This is a genomic window from Pedobacter sp. KBS0701 (genome assembly GCF_005938645.2).
GTDB lineage: Bacteria > Bacteroidota > Bacteroidia > Sphingobacteriales > Sphingobacteriaceae > Pedobacter.
Map to the genome: position 1 here is coordinate 3,851,694 of NZ_CP042171.1, position 16,163 is coordinate 3,867,856.

12 protein-coding genes are annotated in these 16,163 nt (G+C 37.0%); 10 read left to right on the forward strand and 2 right to left on the reverse strand.

What is annotated here, in order from left to right:
* Positions 1–832: 832 nt before the first annotated feature.
* Entirely contained in the window at positions 833–3,259 is a 2,427-nt protein-coding gene (locus FFJ24_RS15505) for an outer membrane beta-barrel family protein (protein ID WP_138818076.1), read from the forward strand.
* Between the two features lie 3 nt (positions 3,260–3,262).
* On the opposite strand, the gene FFJ24_RS15510 is transcribed toward FFJ24_RS15505, so the two are convergent.
* Positions 3,263–4,480 carry an MFS transporter gene (locus tag FFJ24_RS15510; protein ID WP_138818077.1) on the reverse strand — a complete coding sequence of 406 codons (1,218 nt, stop codon included), beginning with the start codon at positions 4,478–4,480 and terminating at the stop codon, positions 3,263–3,265.
* 292 nt (positions 4,481–4,772) lie between these two features.
* On the opposite strand from FFJ24_RS15510, the gene FFJ24_RS15515 reads away from it, so the two are divergent.
* From FFJ24_RS15515 to FFJ24_RS15525, 3 genes are all read left to right on the forward strand, one after another.
* On the forward strand, positions 4,773–6,722 hold the full coding sequence (locus FFJ24_RS15515; protein WP_138818078.1) for an amino acid permease: 1,950 nt from the start codon (positions 4,773–4,775) through the stop codon (positions 6,720–6,722).
* A 16-nt stretch (positions 6,723–6,738) separates the two neighbouring features.
* Positions 6,739–7,290 carry a hypothetical protein gene (locus tag FFJ24_RS15520; protein WP_138818079.1) on the forward strand — a complete coding sequence of 184 codons (552 nt, stop codon included), beginning with the start codon at positions 6,739–6,741 and terminating at the stop codon, positions 7,288–7,290.
* A 139-nt stretch (positions 7,291–7,429) separates the two neighbouring features.
* Positions 7,430–7,945 carry a transposase gene (locus tag FFJ24_RS15525; RefSeq protein ID WP_138818080.1) on the forward strand — a complete coding sequence of 172 codons (516 nt, stop codon included), beginning with the start codon at positions 7,430–7,432 and terminating at the stop codon, positions 7,943–7,945.
* Positions 7,946–8,377: 432 nt separating this feature from the next.
* Here the strand turns inward: FFJ24_RS15525 and FFJ24_RS15530 are convergent, their stop codons facing one another.
* Positions 8,378–10,336 (reverse strand): KUP/HAK/KT family potassium transporter, encoded by a 1,959-nt coding sequence (locus tag FFJ24_RS15530; protein ID WP_138818081.1) that lies wholly within the window; start codon positions 10,334–10,336, stop codon positions 8,378–8,380.
* Between the two features lie 180 nt (positions 10,337–10,516).
* Here FFJ24_RS15530 and FFJ24_RS15535 point away from each other — a divergent pair, with 180 nt between their 5' ends.
* The 6 genes from FFJ24_RS15535 to FFJ24_RS15560 all read left to right on the forward strand — a co-directional run bounded on the left by FFJ24_RS15535 (position 10,517) and on the right by FFJ24_RS15560 (position 16,089).
* The gene (locus tag FFJ24_RS15535; RefSeq protein ID WP_138818082.1) at positions 10,517–11,047 is read left to right on the forward strand and encodes a T9SS type A sorting domain-containing protein; all 531 of its coding nucleotides are present in this window, start codon (positions 10,517–10,519) and stop codon (positions 11,045–11,047) included.
* 75 nt (positions 11,048–11,122) lie between these two features.
* Positions 11,123–11,734, forward strand: a complete 612-nt coding sequence (locus FFJ24_RS15540; RefSeq protein WP_138818083.1) for a fumarylacetoacetate hydrolase family protein — start codon at positions 11,123–11,125, stop codon at positions 11,732–11,734.
* Between the two features lie 3 nt (positions 11,735–11,737).
* A complete protein-coding gene (locus FFJ24_RS15545; RefSeq protein ID WP_138818084.1) occupies positions 11,738–13,471 on the forward strand; it encodes a M23 family metallopeptidase in 1,734 nt (577 codons plus the stop codon).
* Between the two features lie 165 nt (positions 13,472–13,636).
* A complete protein-coding gene (gene bcp, locus FFJ24_RS15550) occupies positions 13,637–14,101 on the forward strand; it encodes a thioredoxin-dependent thiol peroxidase (RefSeq protein ID WP_138818085.1) in 465 nt (154 codons plus the stop codon).
* 57 nt (positions 14,102–14,158) lie between these two features.
* On the forward strand, positions 14,159–15,004 hold the full coding sequence (locus tag FFJ24_RS15555) for a transketolase (protein ID WP_138818086.1): 846 nt from the start codon (positions 14,159–14,161) through the stop codon (positions 15,002–15,004).
* A 128-nt stretch (positions 15,005–15,132) separates the two neighbouring features.
* On the forward strand, positions 15,133–16,089 hold the full coding sequence (locus FFJ24_RS15560) for a transketolase family protein (RefSeq protein WP_029274068.1): 957 nt from the start codon (positions 15,133–15,135) through the stop codon (positions 16,087–16,089).
* The last annotated feature ends 74 nt before the right edge of the window (positions 16,090–16,163 follow it).

A 16,163-nucleotide genomic window follows, 5' to 3' on the forward strand; every position in this document is an offset into this window, starting at 1 on the left:
CGTGACAAACCGAGGGAGAATTGTCAATTCGCATTAGCATCTCGCTAAACTTTTTGCCACGGAAATACAGAGGGCACAGAAGCTAAGAAAGAATACAAAACCTTAACGTACTAAAAACCTGAGTTCGATTAATATTTGAATCATAGTGAGTGTTTACGCCTCAATTAACCTTGGCATCTCGCTAAACTTTTTTTGCCACTGAAACATAGAAGGCACCGAAATTAAGTAAGAATGAAGAACCTTAATACACTAAAATATTTTTTTTTGTAATCAAAACTGATGTTTCATCTGCAGTACCTAAATAACAGACCTGATGGAAGTGAAAATCCCTTTTGGGTATTGGAAAATTATTTTTACCAACTATTTCCCAAAAGGATTGTAGCGTACAGCAGGACAGAACCCTGGCTATGAAATACAGACGCTGCTCTCCAAAAAAGAGTCTTTAGTACCAATCACCATAACCGCATCTTATCTGGTCCTGGCGTCTTAGTTCTTTCCAGGGAAACATAAAATACAGTTTTTGTAATAGGCTCTTCGACTCCACTCAGCGTGACAGCCCGAAGGAGAATTATCAACTGGCCTTAGCATCTCGCTTAACTTTTTTTGCCATGGAAACACAGAGGACACAGAAACTAAGATTATTTAAAAAGAGGCTATTACAGCAAATGCTGAACTTCTGTTATGTACCAATACTCATGGACTATAGCATGTAAAAAAATGTTAATTAGGTTAAACATTGTTAAAATCTACCGATTAATGTAACTGATGATCTAGTTTCGTTTAATTCCTAATCAGATAAAAGGAAAAACCAATCATCAGATCCTAATTAACAATGAAACTATTCGCTCCATTCTTTTTAATACTTAATTTATTTTGTGCCAATCTGCTTTATGCCCAAACCGTAAAAATCCATGTTACTGGAACGGTTATCTCTAAAAGCAACACAAAAATTTTGGCTACGCTCATATTTAAAAATGCAACAGACTCTTCCTTTATCAAAACCGTGACAACCGACGAACAAGGGAATTTTATATTGGATAATTTCCCATCAGGCAAGTGTACACTAGAAGTTAAATCACTTGGTTATAAAACTCTTTTAGAAACGCTGGAGCTGAAACCGAACAAAACCAATATCAATTTAAGTTTTACGCTACAATCAGATATAAATGAACTGGAAAGTGTCGTTATTGCTGGCCGCAAGCCTTTAATAGAACGCCATAGCGATAAAACGGTGATGAACGTAGAGAGCAGTATTATTTCAACCGGAAATACTGCACTCGAAGTGCTTGCTAAAATGCCCGGCGTAGCGGTTAATCAGGATGGAATAATCAGTATCAGAGGTAGATCTGGTGTCAATGTGCTTATTGATGGAAAAACGACTTATTTATCGGCCGAACAATTGGCTACCAGATTGCGTTCATTAAATAGTAACGAAATAAAAACGATCGAACTGATTACCAGCCCATCTTCTAAATATGATGCTGAAGGAAATGCAGGCCTGCTCAATATCAAGCTAAAAAAGAATGCGAACTATGGTACAAACGGAAACATAGATTTAGGTTTAGGCTATGGCAAGAATCCAAAAAGCGATGCGGCGATATCCATTAACCATCGAAACAAGAATCTTAACATTTTTGGGAACTTCGCTAACAACAATAATAAAGCCACCGAAAACCTGGACATTTTGAGGGTAGTAAATGGCAGTGATCAAAATACTTATTTCCATCAATCTAATACACAGACCAGATCCACACATAACAACAATTACAAAGCTGGGATTGACTATTTCGTCAACGAGAAAAACACTTTAGGTTTCCTCACTACAGGTTATTTTAACAATGGTCACGATGCGTCTAATGGCCTAACTGCTATAGGCCGAAGTTTTACACAGATTGATTCATCAATTGTTGCTGATAATCCCGCAAAGAATAAATACCGTAACCAGGCTTACAACCTCAATTACAAAAGTGTGATCGATACCTCAGGTCAGGAATTATCGATCGATTTAGATTATGCGAAATACCATAGTGAAGAAAATACCATTTACCAAAACTCCTTTTTCGACCAAAGTGCTTCGATGTATAAATCACCTGCCATCTTTCGAAATGCCACCCCTTCTCTTATCACAATCAAAGCTGCGAAAATTGATTATGCACTTCCGCTTAACACCACTACTAAACTAGCCATAGGTTTAAAAAGCAGTTGGGTAAGTACAGATAATGATTTTCGGTTTGAAAACCTAACCGGAACAGCTTGGAAGAATGATGCGGGCAGAAGCAACCATTTTATTTACGAGGAAAATATAAATGCTGCTTATGCCACCCTAAAGCACGAATTTAAGTCGACCAGTGTAGAAATTGGTTTACGAACGGAGCAAACCAACTCTAAAGGCAATTCCATTAGCGACAATAAGACTGTAAAGCGCAGTTATTTTGATTTTTTCCCAAGTTTTAACATCAACCAAAGTTTAAATCCTAATCATGAAATCGGTTTTTCATACAGCAGAAGGATAGACCGGCCTGATTACAAATCACTCAATCCCTTTGTTTACTTTGTTGATCTATATACTTTTAGTCAGGGAAATCCTTTTCTTAACCCGCAGTATACCAATTCTTTTCAACTGGCATACAATTATAAAAAAACATTAAATATTTCATTGGGATACAGTATCAACAACAACTTAATTATTGATGTTTTGCTACCAGAAAACGAAAAGAAAACACTGTATCAAACCGTTCAAAACCTCGATAAACAATATGCCTACGATGTAACGATTGGCTACCCTACAACCATTACCAAATTCTGGAGCATGGACAATACACTTACCAGCACCTATAACCAGATCAAAACCGCTAACCTAGGTGATGGTGTATACGACAGAAAGAAAGTAAATTTTATGATCAACAGTAGTCACAGTTTTACGCTCAGTCCGTCAACATCTGCAGAACTTTCAGGAGAATATGCCTCTTCGCAGATTTATGGCACTTATGCCATAAAACCTTATTATGGAATAGATTTTGGAATCAAGAAATCGTTCTTCGATAAGAAACTCAATGTTAGATTTGCTGCCAACGATGTTTTCGACTCCAGAAAAGCAAGAATCAGCAGTGCACTTGCGGGTTTAGACTATAACCTCACGCAAAAACAAGAGAGCAGGGTTTACAGGTTAAGCTTCAATTATATTTTCGGCAGCAGCAGTATTAAGGGAACCCGCGAACGGAAAACAAGTGTAGCAGACGAGGAAGGTAGAATTAAATAATAGTTATACCTCTTCTTTTCTTCTGAGTTTCAAAATAACAAACATCACTAAAACTGATATTAAGATCATGATCAGATAACTGTAGCTCAAGTTACGTTCATCTTTCGCAGGAATCAGGTTTACCACTCCGTAGCTTAAAAATGAAACAATTACGTAGGTAATCCCTCCCGTTAATCCACCTGCAATACCTGCATTCTTAGGGAACTTGCTCAAACAGAAAGTGAAGTAATTATTAAAAGTAAAGCCTGCTCCTACATGGATTAAAAAGGCAAAGAAAATTAACGACCAGATGTTAGAAACAAAATTTAAGCTTATAATCATCATAATTACAAATGCTACCTGAAACAGCGAGTTGATCATTAATCTTTTAAAGAAAGGTCTGTTAATGGTAGCCTTCCCAATAAAGCCTCCAACCATCCATGCAAAACCTAAAAACAATGAGCTGTAACCTGCAATAACCGGCGAAAAATTAAAGTGATGCTCAATAATAAACGGACCGGTCATATTGTAAACCATCACCATACAATAGGCTAAACCCAACATTACAATACCCAATGTAAAACTCGTTGTTTTAATCATTTCGATATAAATGCCTGTTATTTTCTTCAACTGAAAATCGGTAAAATGTTTTAAAGTTTCGCCACTGAACAACAACTCCAGTACCGCAAAAACCAGTGCAAAACCTGCCAAAAAATAAAAATTAGATTCCCATCCAAATGCTGTTTGAAGATAACCACCAATAAAAGGCGCTACGATTGGCCCGGTAGACCAGATGATGGAAAACAGACTGAGGTAGTGTTTTAACTGGTCGCCTTCGAAGAGATCGACAAAGTATGCCCTTTTCGCTACCACAATTGCACCAACAGTAAGTCCATGAATAACGCGCATTAAATAAATGAGGTAAATGTTATGTGTTGTGGCAATAACAATACTAGCCCCAGCAAAAATCAATAACGCATACAGGCAAATCTTATACCTGCCAAAGCTATCGAGCACGCTCCCGATAAAAAGTTGCGAAACACCATAGCTAATTAAAAAGATACTTAATGTGAGTTGAACCTGAACACTGCTTACCTGCATTTCGCCGGCCATTGTTGGTAAAGAGGGGATATAAATATCGGTAGCAAAACCCGACAATGGAATTAAAGCAAAGGCCAGTATGGTAGCTAAACCCTGGTTACCTTCTTTGATATATTTTATTTGTACTGTGTTTGAATTCATATTCATTACTGTAATCGTTAAAAATATTCCAATCAAACATTAATTTAAGAGCACTTATTTACCTGATTGAATATTGACAACAAAATTAGGACTTTCACTCAGCGTAAAATTATGCCAATCAAACAAAGGATTATTCAAGCCAAATAATTTCAAATTTTTACTTTAATCTAATAAATCCCATTCTTTTCGGCTGCATTTTGCTTCCCAAAATAAAGTGCCTTGAAAATTATATCCTGCTTTAAACGTTTTTAGCCAAACTTTTTATAAGTTTGAAGAAACAAGCAAACAAAAGATGTTCGAAAAGCTATTCAGAAAGAAATCTATTTCCAAGATATTACAAGATGCGGCAAAAGGCTATGGCGACCACGAAAATACATTACATAAAACACTTGGTGTTCGCGATTTAACAGCTTTTGGAATTGCAGCGATTATTGGAGCGGGAATTTTTAGTACGATTGGCAAAGCAAGTGCAGATGGCGGTCCGGCGGTAATCTTTTTATTTATTTTTACGGCAGTAGCCTGTAGTTTTGCAGCCTTTGCTTACGCAGAGTTTGCTTCAATGGTACCAGTTTCTGGTAGTGCTTATACTTATTCTTACGTAGCCTTTGGCGAACTGGTGGCCTGGATTATTGGCTGGTCGCTCATTATGGAGTATTCCATCGGTAATATAACAGTTGCTATATCTTGGTCTGATTATTTTACCGGACTACTTTCTACCATAAAAATACCGCCGCTAGGCATAGATGGTATCCATGTACCCGATTGGATGACAATGGACTATTTAAGTGCTTATAACGGACATCAACATGCTGAAGCGCTATTAGCCGCCGGCAAAAACCTCGCAGATTTAGATCCGGCTACAGCTTTGGCTAATAATGCATGGCTCACCGCTCCGAAAATCGGTAGCTTTCACCTCGTTGCAGATATTCCTGCCTTAGGCATCATCATTTTAATTACCTGGTTAATTTATCGTGGCATGAAAGAGAGTCGCAATGCCAGCAACGCCATGGTGGTGGTTAAGCTTGCGGTAATTCTTTTGGTATTGGCGGTAGGCATATTTTATGTAGACACAAAAAACTGGGATCCATTTGCACCTAATGGCGTTGCAGGAGTTCTAAAGGGCGTCTCGGCAGTATTCTTTGCTTATATCGGTTTCGATGCCATTTCTACGACAGCTGAAGAATGTAAAAACCCGCAACGCGATTTACCCCGTGGAATGATGTGGGCCATTATTATCTGTACCATCCTTTATGTGGCTATTGCATTGGTTTTAACCGGTATAGTTAAATCAGACACCTTAGCCGTTGGCGATCCCTTAGCATTTGTTTTTGATCAGATTAACTTAAAATTAATGAGCGGTATTATTGCCGTAAGTGCGGTATTTGCTATGGCAAGTGTACTTTTGGTTTTTCAGATGGGTCAACCCCGGATCTGGATGAGTATGAGCAGAGACGGGCTATTACCAAAATCTTTTTCTAAAATTCATCCGAAATATAAAACACCTTCATTTGCAACTATTGTAGTAGGCTTTGTAGTAGCTGTACCATCATTATTTATGAATCTAACCATAGTTACTGATCTTTGTTCTATCGGAACACTTTTCGCTTTTGTATTGGTTTGTGCAGGGGTTTTAGTATTACAGAACAGGCCTGACGTTCAACGAGGAAAATTCAAGATACCTTATGTAAACAGTAAATTTATTATTCCAATCGCCTTAATTGCCACGATTATTTTCGCGTTCACACAATATGGAAAAGAGACGAAAGCTTTCTTTTTCAATTCGCCTAAAACCATCCAGACCGTAACTTTTGTTACTTCGCTAAGTGGCGATGAACTAAAAATTGTCAAAGAAGAAATTGTTAAAAATGCTGCGCCACAAATTTTATTGACAGAAAAAGTAGATGCAGAATCTTATCTAAGTGCATTACCTGCTGATCGTTATGAGCAATTTATTTCAGCGTCAAAAGTACCTGTAGAGAAGAAGTACGAAAGTGGCTGGGGTTTATTTAAGCACAAAATCCCAATGTGGATTTTCATGATTATCTGCGTGGTCATCACCTACTATTGTATTACCAAAAACTTATCCTTAATTCCTGTTTTAGGATTGATCAGCTGTTTATACATGATGTGCGAACTTGGAATTTCAAACTGGATCGGTTTCGGCATCTGGCTGGTAGTTGGGCTTGTGGTTTATTTTGCCTATGGTTACAGACATAGTAAACTGGCAAATCCGGAGGTTTAAGCTATTGATGAATGATATGACAATTTTTGAGAAAATAGAGAAACATCAGGCAGAGAAAAACTATGTCAAAATTAAAAGAGACGTGGGTAACAAATCTTACATACTTTCTCACGGTTATATCTTAGATCACTCATTTGATTTCGTTTTCCTTAAAAATAACGATGATTTTCTGTTTAACGGATTTACCATTTTTCCAATATCTTCTATTACCAAGATCAGACACAACAACTATGATCAATTTTTCGATTCCATCATGGAGCGTGAGGGACAGAAAAAACTGATAGAGATTCCTTATAATATTGATTTAGAGAGCTGGAAAAGTATATTTAATTCTATTAAAAATACAAACTTAAATTGTGTGGTAGAAAACGAAAACAATGAGCGCTTCTTTTTTAAAATCGGTGAGATTGTAAAAGTAAAACGAAGAAGTTTAAAAATTCTGAACTTCGATCCTGCAGGTTATCTAGATGGTGAACCGACAAAGATTAAATATAAAGAAATTTCATCTGTTAGCTTTGATGATAATTACACTAATACCATGAGTAAATACTTAAGGATAAGGAAGTAATTTCTATCGGTTGGTGTCTCACCGACCGAAACAAATTTCATAGCAATTATTATCATTTTTTGTATCTTGTGTTTAAGTTATCCCTGCAACTTAAACACTAATCTGAATAATGCATATCTTCCACAAAAGACAGGGACAAATGGATTATAACTATCCATATTTTTATACAGATACCATCTGTAATTTTGCACATTTATTAAATGATGATAACCTAAAAATGATCATCGTAAATTCGCTGAAATTTTTAGTCAATGAAAAACTTATTGAAGTATATGGCTACGTGATCATGCCCAATCACATCCATTTGATCTGGAATATGCTCAAATTAAATGGAAAGGAATCTCCAGCAGCCAGCTTTACTAAATTCACAGCACATGAATTTAGAAAGCATCTTTTGGTTAATAATCCTATACTTATAAATCAATACCGTTCTCAAAAGAATGATAGGATTTTTCAATTTTGGAAAAGAGATCCGCTAGCTATTCCATTAAGTAAGGAAAGTATTATAATACAAAAATTAGATTATATCCATGATAACCCAATTAAAGAGAAATGGAATTTATGTGCTCATCCTGAAGATTATAAATGGAGTAGCGCAAACTTTTATGAAACAGGGATTGATCAATTCAAGATCCTCACACATTTTAGAGATTAATCATTTAGGTCGGTGAGACACCAACGATAGGAAAAATCTATGTACTCAACCAGAAGATTATAAATGGAGTAGCGCAATTTTTTACGAAACAGGGATTGATGAATTTGGGATTCTTACACATTTCAGAGATTAAATGTTTAAGTCGGTGAGAATCTCGATCGACTGAATTTAGATGTTTCGGTCGGTGAGACACCAACCGATAGGAAAATGGAGCGAGGATAAATTCCATTTATAAAAACAAAAATCCCCTTTCTTTAAGAGAAAGAGGATTGTATTTATTTTTTCTTGATAAATGCCATTGCGGTAATCATCACGAGGCCTAATCCAGATGCGATCATATAATTATTCGCATGATCCAGATGGTATATTTTGGCTGCGGGACCTGCTATAAATAGCACAATGCCCAAAATCAAAAGTGCAGTCCTCATTTAATTAAACTGGCAATCTGTGTAATTCAATATCATCTGGCGTAACGAAAATTAACGGAACTTTCTCTACATCAACATAACTGCTATCCAAACCAAAACTTCGCTCCTCAGACAAACTTAGTTTTTTAAGGATAAAATAGTAATCCATAATCTGTCTTTCGTAAAAACTTAACTTGGTAAACTTAGATAAATGTTTTTCTAAAAGAACAAATCTGAAATCGCCAGCAATTTTATGTTTGTTTAACGAGGTGTACTGGCTGGTAATATCGATCTCTCCATTTTTCACCAACTCTTCAACCACTTTACGGTAAAGCAGGTTAACACGCTGTTCAATCCTGAAACCTAACCTAAAATCGATCCTGATTAACTTGCCCGGAATCAGGAATTCAACTTTATAATCTAAAGTATATGGCTCATCCATTACGTCAACATGCACCAACCAGTATACATCAGCGCGTTTTGGCTCTTTTTGAATAATGGAATAGATAATTTTGGATTCGATCTCAGTTTTAAAGTTGGCACTGGTTAAATAAACCAACTGAGAAGAGTATTTCGGGACCGATTCATCGCTGCTCAATTCAGTTAAAATCTCATAATAATCTTCAATTTCGACATATTTAACAAAGCGATTTTTGATTTTCCGGGCTACAAACCAACTCCACATCACCGTAAATAATAAGGAACCGATTAATACGGTTACCCAACCACCATGTAAGAATTTGGTTAAATTACTGATCAAAAATGTACCCTCAATAATGACGTAGGTAAAAAAGAATAACGCTATCAGATATCTCGGAAAACGTCTGCTTCTCAAATAAAAACTCACCAGGATGGTGGTCATTAACATGGCTATGGTTATAGATAAACCATAGGCGGCGTCCATTTTCTCTGCTTTTTGAAACAAGAATACAATACCACAGCAGCCAATCCATAACATCCAATTAATAGAAGGCACATATAACTGGCCTTTAGAAACTGATGGGTAAACAATTTTAATTTTTGGCCAAAGGTTTAAGCGTACTGCCTCAGCAATTAAGGTAAACGAGCCACTAATTAAAGCCTGACTGGCGATTACTGCGGCCATAGTAGCGAGTATAACCATTGGAATTTGAAACTGATCTGGAACGATCTGGAAAAAAGGATTCATTTTTGCCCCTGGAACATAACTGCCGCTGTTCTGCAAAATCCAAACACCCTGCCCCAAATAGTTTAGAATAAGTGTCAGTTTAACAAAGATCCAACTGATCCTAATGTTATTTCTACCGCAGTGACCTAAGTCAGAATATAAAGCCTCTGCCCCGGTTGTACATAAAAATACACCGCCCAGAATTAAAAATGCGAGTTTATTGGTAACCAATAAATGAATGGCATAGTAAGGGTTAAATGCCTTAAGGATGCTGAAATCTTTAATCACAAAAGACACGCCCAAAACACCCAGTACAGCAAACCAAACAAACATTACGGGGCCAAATAGCTTGCCTACCATATTGGTACCGAACTGCTGGATAATAAACAGGATGGTTAAAATGGTGATTACAATTGGAATAACCGGCACATCAAATTTGCTGGTAAGCCCTTCAATGGCTGATGTTACCGTAATACTGGGCGTGATAATACCATCTGCAAGTAGTGCACAGCCACCTACAACGGCTGGTACCACTAACCACTTAGCCTTTTTGCGCACCAGGGAAAATAAAGAGAAAATACCACCCTCACCTTTATTATCAGCTCTAAGGGTAATAATAACATACTTAATGGTGGTTTGTAAAGTTAATGTCCAAATGATACAAGATAAAACGCCTAAAACGTTTGTTGGATTGATATCTTGCTTCCCCCCTAGAATTGTTGTAAAAATTGCATTTAAGGTATACAAGGGTGATGTACCAATATCACCAAATACAATTCCTAAACTAATTAGAACACCGCCGGCGGTTAACGCGTTGACATTTTTATGATTTGACACTTTGTTGATTATTTAAGTGCGGCAAAAGTAAACTAACTATAACAATTTAACAACCAAATTATTGTGTATTTTCAACACTATGAAAATTAAATTTTATTGTTAAATTGTGTTAAATTATCGGTTTTAAACAAAATGTTTAATTTCTTTGTTTTAAATTAATACATTTGCTATACCAATTTGATGAAACTCTACACTAAGATAACGTTACTCACAAAACTCGCCTGCACATTGTGCATTGTTTTGTTATGCAGCGTAAATTCCTGGTCGCAACAGAGTGATAGCATTCACATCAGCTTAAAAAACAGAACAAAAAAAACAAGCCGGATTCCTGAAATTAAAGCAAATATTACACCTTACAAGCCGTTTTTTATGACAGTTGGTGGTTCCGGAATGTTCAATACTTCTTCTACAGTTCCTAAAAATGCAACAGTTGTAGCAAAAGACAAATTGTTAAGTATCTTAAAAATATATCCTAATCCAGTAGAAGATCAGTTAAATATTATTGTATCTATTGGAAAAGATGGTACCCAAACGACGATTAAAATTATCGATTTGTTGGGAAATGAAGTTGCAACGCTTTTGAACGAACGTTTAAATGCCGGTGAACATACCAAAAACTTTGTCATTCCTAACAGAATTAACCCAGGCATTTACTTTTTAAGGGTTATTGCAGGTTCAGAAAGCCAGGTAAAACGGATCTCTGTTTTATAACACCATTTTCTTTTCTATTTTTGATTGATGCGGAATTAATTACCGTCTATTTTATCATATTTCATATTCTTAAGAATGAAGATCATCGCCATTGGCCGAAATTATGCCGAACATGCAAAAGAGCTGAACAATCCAGTTCCAACCACACCAGTAATTTTCCTGAAACCTGATACAGCTGTTTTAAAAGACAACAAACCATTTTACCTGCCTGATTTTTCTGATGATATTCACTATGAACTGGAAGTGGTATTAAAAATCTGTAAGGAAGGAAAACATATTGCCGAAAAATTTGCTGCAAATTACTATGATGAAGTGGCATTGGGAATTGATTTCACTGCACGTGACATTCAGAGCAAACATAAAGAGAAAGGATTACCCTGGGAATTGGCCAAAGCTTTTGATAACTCAGCACCAATTAGTAATTTTTTACCTAAAAGTGATTACGAAGATCTTTATAATTTAAATTTTGAGTTAAAGATAAATGGTGAGCGCCGTCAGATTGGCCATACTAAAGATTTGTTATTCTCGTTCGAGAAGATAATCAGCTTTGTTTCTCAATATATTACTTTAAAAAAAGGAGATTTAATTTTTACCGGAACGCCTCAGGGAGTTGGAAAAATAAATAAAGGCGATAAACTTGAAGCCTGGTTAGAAGAAAAGCAACTTTTAAATTTTGATGTAAAGTAACGAATGATTAAAAACCCGATCCGACATAAGTTTAAATTTTCAATTTCAGTTTGCCTTTTATTTGCTTCAACTTTTGTTCAGGCCCAACAAATTTTTAGTACGAATAAATATCCGATTACAGATTTCAGACAACCTTTAGATATCACTCCCCCTGCACTGGCGGGCTCATTTGGCGAAATCAGAGGCAATCACTTTCATTCCGGGATCGATTTCAGAACTAATCAGCGGGAAGGTTATCCTGTTTATGCAGTCGCCGATGGTTATATTTCGAGATTAAGGGTTCAGAACAGTGGTTTTGGACAGGCCTTGTACATCAATCACCCCAATGGTTTTACTACGGTTTACGGCCACCTACAACGTTTCGCTCCAAAAATTGCAACCATTGTTAAAAATCTTGAGTACGAAAAGAAATCATTTGAGATTGATGAATTTCCTGATGTCACATTAATTCCGGTACATAAAGGCGAAATTATTGCCTGGTCTGGTAACCGTGGCAGTTCAGGCGGACCACATTTGCATTTCGAAATCAGAGATACTAAAACTGAAGAGACCATAAATCCGCAATTTTTCGGGATCATTATTCCAGATAATATTCCGCCTGTTATACATGGATTGTATGTATACCGTTTAAATGGCAAAACCTTCAACGAAAATACACCAAAACAGGCCATTGGCATTAGCGGAGCAAATGGTAGTTATAAAACCGTTGCACCCATCAGCTTAACCGGTGAGGTTGGCTTCGGAATAGTGGTAACCGACAGGCACAATGGTTTATCAGGTACCAATGGCGTATATTCCATTCAGCTAGAGGTAGATGGAAAGAAAGTATACACTTCTGCCCTTGAACGTTTTGCTTTCGAAGATAGTAAAGCAATTAATTCGCATATCGATTATCCTACCTATTTAAATACGAAAAGAAGTATCCAGAAAAGTTTTGTCGAACCTGGCAACCCTTTAAAAATTTATAGCGGTTTGGTAAACAGTGGTAAGATTAATTTCAATGATGGAGCTTCACACCAGCTTCGTTACATCATTACCGACTCGAAAGGAAATTACTCTGTTTTGCCTTTTACCGTAAATGCAGGTACTGCACCTGTTGCAGCGTCAGTTATTCCAGCCGGAATAATTTATCCATATAATAAAGTGAATGAATTTAATACCGATGATATTAAAGTGGTTTTCCCATTCGGGACATTGTACAGCGATTTAAATTTCACTTATAAAAAATTGCCTAAACCAGCAGGTAATGCCTGGTCGGCTGTACATCAGATTCATAATAGATATACGCCATTACACATCGGTTTCGATATTTCAATCAAGGCTGATCAACTTCCCGAAAACCTCAGGAGTAAAGCACTGATTGTAAATTCGAATGGCTCATCCCAGGGTGGTTTTTTTGAAAATGGCTATATCAAGGCCACGCCAAAAAACTTCGGCAGCTTTTATATTGCCATCGATACGATTGCACCGAGGATAATACCAGTAAATATCTCGGAAGGGAAAAATATGTCCGGTTTATCTAAAATCTTTTTTAAGATCAGCGATAATCTATCCGGAATAAAAAGTTTTAATGGCTATATAGATGGTAAGTGGACTTTGATGGAATTCGACACGAAAACGGCTACACTATGGCACAGTTTCGATGAAAGAACAGCTTTGGGAAAACATACACTTGAACTGGTTGTGGTAGATATGAAAGAGAATACCCGAAAATACACGGTGACATTTATTAGATAGGGACACGATATATTGGATTTCGTGACCGTAATGATATCAACTTTTCACAATTTAAACTAACAAATGTAATCTTTTAACATATATGCAACAGTATAATAGGTTAAACTGTTTAAATTGCAGGCATGATTTAAACATGTTATCATTCAAAATTCAATCATTATAAATATGGCAGAGCTAAAAGAAGGTGATCAGGCACCGGCAATTACATCAAAAGATCAGAATGGAACTGAAGTTTCGTTAAGCGATTATAAAGGCAAAACAGTTGTACTTTATTTTTATCCAAAAGATGATACTCCTGGTTGCACCGCCGAAGCTTGCGATTTCAGAGATAACTACCAAGGTTTACAGGCCAAAGGTATTGTAGTTTTAGGCGTTAGTGTTGACGATGAAAGATCGCACCAAAAATTTGTAACCAAACACAATTTACCATTTACCCTATTGGCAGATACTGATCAGAAAATTGTAAATGACTATGGCGTTTGGGCAGAAAAAAACATGTATGGCAAAAAATACATGGGAACCGTTCGCACCACTTTTATTATAGATGGCGATGGAAAAATCATCCATATCATCAAAAAAGTTGACACAAAAAACTCAACACAACAAGTACTCAATTTAATCAATAACTAATTATAATATAGCGGTTAAAATATTAACTTTGCTATGTAACAACAACCTCTTATTTTAATGAAACATACAATTAAAGAGCTAGAAGATATTGCCTCTCAAATCAGAAGAGATATCGTAAGAATGGTTCATGGATGCCAATCTGGCCACCCGGGCGCTTCGCTTGGATGCGCTGATTTTTTTACCGCTTTATATTTTGAAGTATTGAACCACAAGACAGATTTCACGATGGAAGGCGCAGGCGAAGATCTTTTCTTCCTTTCGAATGGACATATTTCTCCGGTTTGGTACAGTACTTTGGCTCATGCTGGTTATTTCGATAAAAGCGAACTGGCAACTTTCCGCAAACTGGATTCTAGATTACAAGGTCACCCAACTACCCACGAGCATTTACCAGGTATCCGTATTGCTTCAGGCTCATTAGGCCAGGGCTTATCAGTTGCCATTGGTGCAGCATTGGCTAAAAAGTTAAACGGTGATAAATCTCACGTTTTTGCCTTAATGGGTGACGGAGAATTACAGGAAGGACAAAACTGGGAAGCAGCGATGTTTGCCCCTTTCAATAAAGTTGACCATTTAATTGCATCGGTTGATTATAACGGACAGCAAATTGATGGCCCTACGAGTAAAGTTCTCGCCTTAGATGATTTACAAGCTAAGTTTGAGGCTTTCGGATGGCATGTAATTAATACTGATGGTAATGATATGCAAGCCATAGTTGAAGGTTTACATTATGCTAAAACCTTAACGGGAAAAGGTAAACCAATTATGAATTTAATGAGCACACAGATGGGTGCCGGTGTAGATTATATGATGGGTTCACACAAATGGCATGGTACAGCACCAAATGATGAGCAATTAGCAGCTGCACTAGCGCAGTTACCAGAAACTTTAGGGGATTACTAGCCCCCTACCCCCTAAAGGGGGGAGTAAATAACTTTTAATTTTAACTACAAATAAAGCCCCTCTAGGGGTTTGGGGTATGAAAACCTGCGAAGCAAGCTTGAACACCTTTAAATAAAAAATATAGGCTCGTGAAAAAATATACATATACAGAAAAAAAAGATACACGTTCGGGTTTTGGAGCTGGCTTACATGAAGCTGGAAAGAAAAACGAAAATGTGGTTGCCTTATGTGCCGATTTAGTTGGATCACTTAAAATGGATGCTTTTATTAAAGATTTTCCGGAGCGTTTTACACAGGTTGGTATTGCAGAAGCAAATATGATCGGTATTGCAGCGGGCATGACCATTGGTGGTAAAATTCCTTTTACAGGTACTTTTGCAAACTTCTCTACTGGCCGTGTTTACGATCAGATCCGTCAATCGGTAGCTTATTCAAACAAAAACGTTAAAATTTGTGCATCTCACGCCGGATTAACTTTGGGAGAAGACGGAGCAACACACCAGATTTTAGAAGATATCGGCTTAATGAAAATGTTGCCGGGAATGGTCGTAATCAATCCTTGCGATTACAATCAGACTAAAGCAGCAACGATGGCTATTGCAGAATATGAAGGTCCGGTTTATTTACGTTTTGGCCGTCCGGTAATCCCTGTGTTTACAGATCCAGATCAAAAATTCGAGATCGGTAAAGCGTGGATGGTTAACGAAGGAACTGATGTTACCATTATTGCTACGGGCCACATGGTTTGGAAAGCGATTGAGGCTGGCGAGAAATTAGCTGAATTGGGCATAGATGCCGAAATTATTAACATCCATACCATTAAACCTTTGGATGATGAGGCCATCTTAAAATCAGTTAAGAAAACCGGATGCGTGGTTACTTGTGAAGAGCACAATAAATTTGGCGGCTTGGGCGAAAGCGTAGCACGTTTGTTAACTACTGAACTACCAACTCCACAAGAGTTTGTTGCCACCAACGATACTTTTGGCGAAAGCGGAACACCAGATCAATTAATGTCTAAATATGGCTTAGATGCTGTAAACATTGTTGAAGCGGTTCAAAAAGTAATTGGCAGAAAGAAATAGATGTGAGAAATGAGATGTGAGATTTGAGACATTGTGTCTAAGCGAATCTCACATCTCATACCTCGTATCTCACA

What these genes read in the sequence shown, in the direction of transcription:
- FFJ24_RS15505 (WP_138818076.1), top strand. Translation starts at nt 833, where the DNA reads ATGAAACTATTCGCTCCATTCTTTTTAATACTTAATTTATTTTGTGCC.
- FFJ24_RS15510 (WP_138818077.1), bottom strand. Translation starts at nt 4,480, where the DNA reads ATGAATTCAAACACAGTACAAATAAAATATATCAAAGAAGGTAACCAG.
- FFJ24_RS15515 (WP_138818078.1), top strand. Translation starts at nt 4,773, where the DNA reads ATGTTCGAAAAGCTATTCAGAAAGAAATCTATTTCCAAGATATTACAA.
- FFJ24_RS15520 (WP_138818079.1), top strand. Translation starts at nt 6,739, where the DNA reads ATGACAATTTTTGAGAAAATAGAGAAACATCAGGCAGAGAAAAACTAT.
- FFJ24_RS15525 (WP_138818080.1), top strand. Translation starts at nt 7,430, where the DNA reads ATGGATTATAACTATCCATATTTTTATACAGATACCATCTGTAATTTT.
- FFJ24_RS15535 (WP_138818082.1), top strand. Translation starts at nt 10,517, where the DNA reads ATGAAACTCTACACTAAGATAACGTTACTCACAAAACTCGCCTGCACA.
- FFJ24_RS15540 (WP_138818083.1), top strand. Translation starts at nt 11,123, where the DNA reads ATGAAGATCATCGCCATTGGCCGAAATTATGCCGAACATGCAAAAGAG.
- FFJ24_RS15545 (WP_138818084.1), top strand. Translation starts at nt 11,738, where the DNA reads ATGATTAAAAACCCGATCCGACATAAGTTTAAATTTTCAATTTCAGTT.
- bcp (WP_138818085.1), top strand. Translation starts at nt 13,637, where the DNA reads ATGGCAGAGCTAAAAGAAGGTGATCAGGCACCGGCAATTACATCAAAA.
- FFJ24_RS15555 (WP_138818086.1), top strand. Translation starts at nt 14,159, where the DNA reads ATGAAACATACAATTAAAGAGCTAGAAGATATTGCCTCTCAAATCAGA.